The sequence below is a fragment of the Nostocoides australiense Ben110 genome, from assembly GCF_001050535.1.
Lineage (GTDB): Bacteria > Actinomycetota > Actinomycetes > Actinomycetales > Dermatophilaceae > Nostocoides_A > Nostocoides_A australiense.
In genome coordinates this window covers 2,380,456-2,385,144 of sequence record NZ_HG764815.1, presented here as the reverse complement: position 1 = coordinate 2,385,144, position 4,689 = coordinate 2,380,456, and the positions used below count along the sequence as shown (strand labels likewise).

General features: G+C 70.3%; 5 protein-coding genes, 1 tRNA gene and 1 pseudogene. 4 read left to right on the top strand and 3 right to left on the bottom strand.

What is annotated here, in order from left to right:
* Positions 1-246 (top strand): annotated as a pseudogene (locus BN11_RS23705) (ABC transporter ATP-binding protein); the annotation flags it as partial.
* A 54-nt stretch (positions 247-300) separates the two neighbouring features.
* On the opposite strand, the gene BN11_RS11450 reads toward BN11_RS23705, so the two are convergent.
* Complete coding sequence (locus tag BN11_RS11450; protein WP_048701300.1) at positions 301-813, bottom strand: MarR family winged helix-turn-helix transcriptional regulator; 513 nt, start codon at positions 811-813, stop codon at positions 301-303.
* 96 nt (positions 814-909) lie between these two features.
* On the opposite strand from BN11_RS11450, the gene BN11_RS11445 reads away from it, so the two are divergent.
* Positions 910-1,710, top strand: coding sequence for a methyltransferase domain-containing protein (locus BN11_RS11445; RefSeq protein ID WP_048697789.1), 801 nt, complete (start codon positions 910-912; stop codon positions 1,708-1,710).
* 4 nt (positions 1,711-1,714) lie between these two features.
* Here BN11_RS11445 and BN11_RS11440 read toward each other — a convergent pair whose 3' ends face one another.
* A complete protein-coding gene (locus tag BN11_RS11440; protein ID WP_048697786.1) occupies positions 1,715-2,311 on the bottom strand; it encodes a TetR/AcrR family transcriptional regulator in 597 nt (198 codons plus the stop codon).
* Between the two features lie 102 nt (positions 2,312-2,413).
* Between BN11_RS11440 and BN11_RS11435 the strand changes: the two genes are divergently transcribed.
* A tRNA-Gln gene (locus BN11_RS11435) sits at positions 2,414-2,492 on the top strand.
* Position 2,493: 1 nt separating this feature from the next.
* On the opposite strand, the gene BN11_RS11430 is transcribed toward BN11_RS11435, so the two are convergent.
* Positions 2,494-3,195, bottom strand: coding sequence for a GerMN domain-containing protein (locus BN11_RS11430; RefSeq protein ID WP_157044101.1), 702 nt, complete (start codon positions 3,193-3,195; stop codon positions 2,494-2,496).
* Positions 3,196-3,325: 130 nt separating this feature from the next.
* Here BN11_RS11430 and glmU point away from each other — a divergent pair.
* Positions 3,326-4,689: bifunctional UDP-N-acetylglucosamine diphosphorylase/glucosamine-1-phosphate N-acetyltransferase GlmU (gene glmU / locus BN11_RS11425; RefSeq protein ID WP_048701298.1), on the top strand; the 1,364-nt coding region annotated here is incomplete at its 3' end.

Below are 4,689 nucleotides of genomic sequence, written 5' to 3'. Positions count from 1 at the left end.
AGCGCGCCGGCCCCGGCCGCCGGCCCCAGCCCCGCGCAGGTGCGCGAGGCGCGCAAGGAGATCGCCCGCATCGAGAAGCAGTTGCAGCGCCTGTCGGAGAAGGCCGACCGCCTCCACGAGGAGATGGCGACCCGGGCCAGCGACCACCAGGCGATGATGACCCTCGCCGCCGACCTGCGCGCCGTCGCCGACCAGGTCGTCGACCTCGAGGAGGCCTGGCTCGCCGCGGCGGACATCGCCGGCTGACCCGTTCGCAAGCGGGCCGACGGCCGGCGAGCCACAGGTCGCCGGATGCCGGACTCAGCGAGGGTCGATGGCGGTCGAGAGGGCGCGAAGGGCGTCGGCGAGCTGCGCCTGGTCGGCCGCGGGGAGACCGGTGAGCAGTCCCCGTTCCTTCTCCAGCAACGCCGTCAGGGCGCCGTCGACGGTCTGGGCGCCTTCGCGCGTCAGCTCCACGAGCACGCCGCGGCGGTCGGTGGGCGAGGGCAGGCGGCGCACGAGGCCGCGCTCTTGGAGACGGTCGACGCGGTTGGTCATGGTGCCGCTGGTGACGAGGGTGGCCTCGACGAGCTGGCCGGGGGAGAGGCGGTATGGCCGCCCGGCCCGCCGCAATGCGCTGAGCACGTCGAACTCCCACGGCTCGAGCGCAACCGCGGAGAAGGCCTCGCGCCGGGCCAGGTCGAGGCGGCGGGCCAGCCGGGTGACACGGGAGAGCACGTGCAGGGGCGTCAGGTCGAGGTCGGGTCGCTCCCGGTGCCAGGCGGCGACGATGGCATCGACGTCGTCCGTGGCCGGCGCCGGCTCGGGTGGCACGTTCACGCCGTCCACTCTAGGCGTCAAGTATCTTGACGTCGAGATATGTGAGAAGTATCTTGACGTCAAGATACTTGCCATACGAGGGAGAGGCCGATGACCACGCGCTGGGACCCGGGCCAATACGCCAAGTTCGCGTACGAACGCAGTCGTCCGTTCCACGAGTTGGCGGCGCGTGTCGGCGCCGCGGAGCCCGGCCTGGTCGTCGACCTCGGGTGCGGCAACGGGCCCCTGACCCTCGCCCTGGCGCAGCGCTGGCCGGCCGCGCGAATCGTCGGCGTCGACTCCTCGGCCCAGATGCTCGACGCGGCCCGGGCGCTGGACGCCGACGGCCGCGTCGAATGGATCCAGGGCGACCTCGCGCAGTGGGACATTGGCAGCCTGGGCGCGGCCCCGGATGTCGTGATCACCAATGCCACCTTGCAGTGGATCCCTCGGCATCTCGAACTCATCCCCGCCTGGACAGCCGCGCTGGCCGCGGGCGGCTGGTTCGCGATGCAGGTGCCGGGCAACCACGACGCCGCCAGTCACCGCCTGATGCGCGAGGTCGCGATCACCCAGCCGCGTGCCGGCGAACTCGAGGCCGCCCTCAAACGCGGCGGTTCGGCCGCGCCGGCGACCTATCTGCAGGTGCTGGCGCGCGAGGGGCTGAGCGTGGACGCCTGGGAGACGACCTATCTGCATGTGCTCGATCCCGAAGGGGCACAGGAGAATCCGGTCCTCGAATGGGTCAAGGGCACCGGTCTGCGGCCGGTCATCGATCTGCTGACCGAGGAGCACGAGCGGGCCGCTTTCGTCGACGCGTATGCCGCCCGCCTGCGCGAGGCCTACCCCCGCACCCCCGCCGGGGTGATCCTGCCCTTCCGGCGGATCTTCGCCGTCGGCCACAAGAGGTAACCCCTCAGGCGTGGAGCGTCGGGTTTTTCTCCAGGCCCGTCAACCCGTTCCAGGCGAGATTGACGACATGAGCGGCCACATCTTCACGCGAGAACTTGCGGTTGGAATCCATCCACCAGCCCCCGGTCAGCGCGACCATGCCGACGAGCATCTGCGCATACATGGGCGCGGTCTTGGCCTCCAGCCCGCGGGCCCTGAACTGCGCCGCGAGCAGATGCTCGACCTGCGTCGCGACATCGCTCATCAGGCTCGCGAGCGAACCCGTCTGCTGCCCGGGCGGCGAGTCGCGCACGAGGATCCGGAAGCCGTCGGTCTCCTCCTCGACATAGCCGATCAGGGCGAGCGCGGCCCGCTCGATCAGGGTGCGGGCCGACCCTTCGGAACTCAACGCGTCGGTGACCCGTGCGGTCAGGTCGGCGATCTCCCGGTCGACGACGACGGCATACAGCCCCTCCTTGCCGCCGAAGTGCTCGTAGACCACGGGCTTGGACACCTTGGCGCGGGAGGCGATCTCCTCGACGCTCGAGCCTTCGAAACCCTTCTCCGCGAACGACTTCCGGCCCACGGCGATCAGTTGCTCACGTCGCTGCACCCCGGTCATCCGGGGGCGCCCGGATGGATGCCGACCGCGCGGCTCGCTGGCACTCACCATTCCATTGTGCAGGCTCGATTACCCTTGTCCTGCCCGCTCACGGCGCGGCGATCCCCGGTTGGTCTGCTGGTAGGGCCCGCCTGACTTTGAATCAGGATTAGCGACGTAGGTTCGATTCCTACCCGGGGAGCTCACCGCAACGGTGCCGGGTCGCAGCGGTCGTCGCCACCGGCGGGGCAGCCGACCTGCAGCCAGTTCCAGAACGCCGCCGGATCCCCCGCGAAGGCGTATCGGACCTCGTCGGCACCGGTGGCGGCGCTCGTCGTCGCGTCCAACTGGTGCAGCAGGATCGAGCTTCCGCACGAGGTGCTCGCGTTGGGGATCGTCGCGGAGAAGTCGCGCAGATCGACGTATGCCGTCTGCCCCCGCACCTGCACCCCGATCAGGTCGTTCGCGGTCGCCGTCGAGAACCAGCCGCCGTATCCCTGTGCCCGTTCGGCATCGGTGGGTCCGGCCAAGAGCTGCCGAAGGGCGACCTCGGCGCGATCCGCCCCGGCCGGCACCGGGCGCTGCAGCGGATACACGAGCGAGCAGAAGTCGCCGGCGCCGGCGAGCTTGTCGTTGGGCAGGAAGATCGTCACGCTCTCCCCGGCCACTGTGGTGGTGGCGGGGTGTGTGGAGGAGGCGGTGCTGGGCGGGGTCGACGAAGTCCCGGTCGCTGTCTCCTGAGTGGGGGAGGACTCCTGCGTGCTGTATGACTGCGTCCCGGATGACTGCGTGCCGGGAGCGAAGCCGACGGTGCCGCAGCCGCACAACGCGGCGACGAGGGCGAGTTGCGCGGCGAAAGCCGTCGAGATGCCGATTCGACCCCATCGAGATGTCAGGTGCTTCATGGTCTCCTCCGTCACTGCCCGTCCGGCCGGCGCCGGTTGACGCGTCCGGCACATCGAGCACGCGCGATCCGGCGCCCGGGTTGACACGGCGAAGGACGTGGGAGGCGAGGGCGCCACATACGATGTGGTCGTGACCTCCGAAGCCCCCGCCGCCGTTGTCATTCTCGCCGCCGGTGAGGGAACCCGGATGAAGTCCGCAACCCCGAAGGTGCTGCACCGCATCGGCGGGCGCAGCCTGCTCGGGCACGCGATCGCGGCCGCTCGGGCGACCGGGCCGGCATACCTCTCGGTCGTCGTGCGCCACCAACGCGATCTCGTCGCCGAGCACATAGCGCAGGTCGACCCCGACGCGATCATCGCGGACCAGGACGAGGTCAAGGGCACCGGGCGGGCCGCCGAATGCGGCCTCGAGCCGCTGCCCGCCGACCTCGACGGCACAATCCTCGTCACCTACGGGGACGTGCCCCTCCTCACCGGTGACACGCTGAACGCGCTGCTGGAGCGGCATGCCCAGAGCGACAGCGTCATCACGGTGCTGACCGGCGACGCCCCGGACCCCACCGGATACGGCCGGATCGTGCGCGACGCCGACGGTCACGTCGCCGCCATCGTCGAACACAAGGACTGCACGCCCGAGCAGCTGCAGATCCGCGAGATCAACTCGGGAATCTATGCATTCGACGCGCACGTGCTGCGCACCAATCTCGCGCGCGTGGGCACCGAGAATGCGCAGGGCGAGAAATACCTCACCGACGTCCTCGCGCTCGCGCGCGGCGACGGCGGCAATGTCTCGGCCTTCCAGATCTCCGACGTCATCCAGACCGAGGGCGTCAACGACCGCGTCCAGCTCGCCACCCTCGGCGCCGTCCTCAGCCGCCGCCAGACTGAGAGGTGGATGCGTGCCGGCGTCACGATCGTCGACCCGGCCTCGACGTGGATCGACGTCGACGTCACCATCGGCACCGATGTGACGATCCAGCCGGGCACGCAACTGCTCGGCGCAACCACGATCGGCGAGGGGGCGACGATCGGGCCGGAGGTGACCATCCGCGACAGCGAGATCGGCGCCTGGGCTCATGTGCGCCGCGCCGAGGTGGAGTTCTCCGTCGTGGGGGAGGGGGCGACCGTGGGCCCCTACAGCTACCTGCGCGCCGGCACCGAACTCGGCCCCCAGGGCAAGATCGGTGGTTTCGTCGAGACCAAGAACGCCAAGATCGGGCCGGGTGCCAAGGTGCCGCACCTGACCTACTGCGGCGACGCGACGATCGGGGAGGGCGCCAATATCGGCGCCGGCACCATCTTCGCCAACTACGACGGCGTGGCCAAGCACCACTCCTTCGTCGGCCGGCACAGCTTCGTCGGCTCGCACACCGTCATCGTCTCGCCGGTCAGCGTGGCCGACGGGGCGTATGTCGCCGCCGGCTCGGCACTCGTCAACGATGTCGCGCCCGGCGAGATCGCCGTCGCCCGCGCCCGCCAGCGCAATATCCCCGG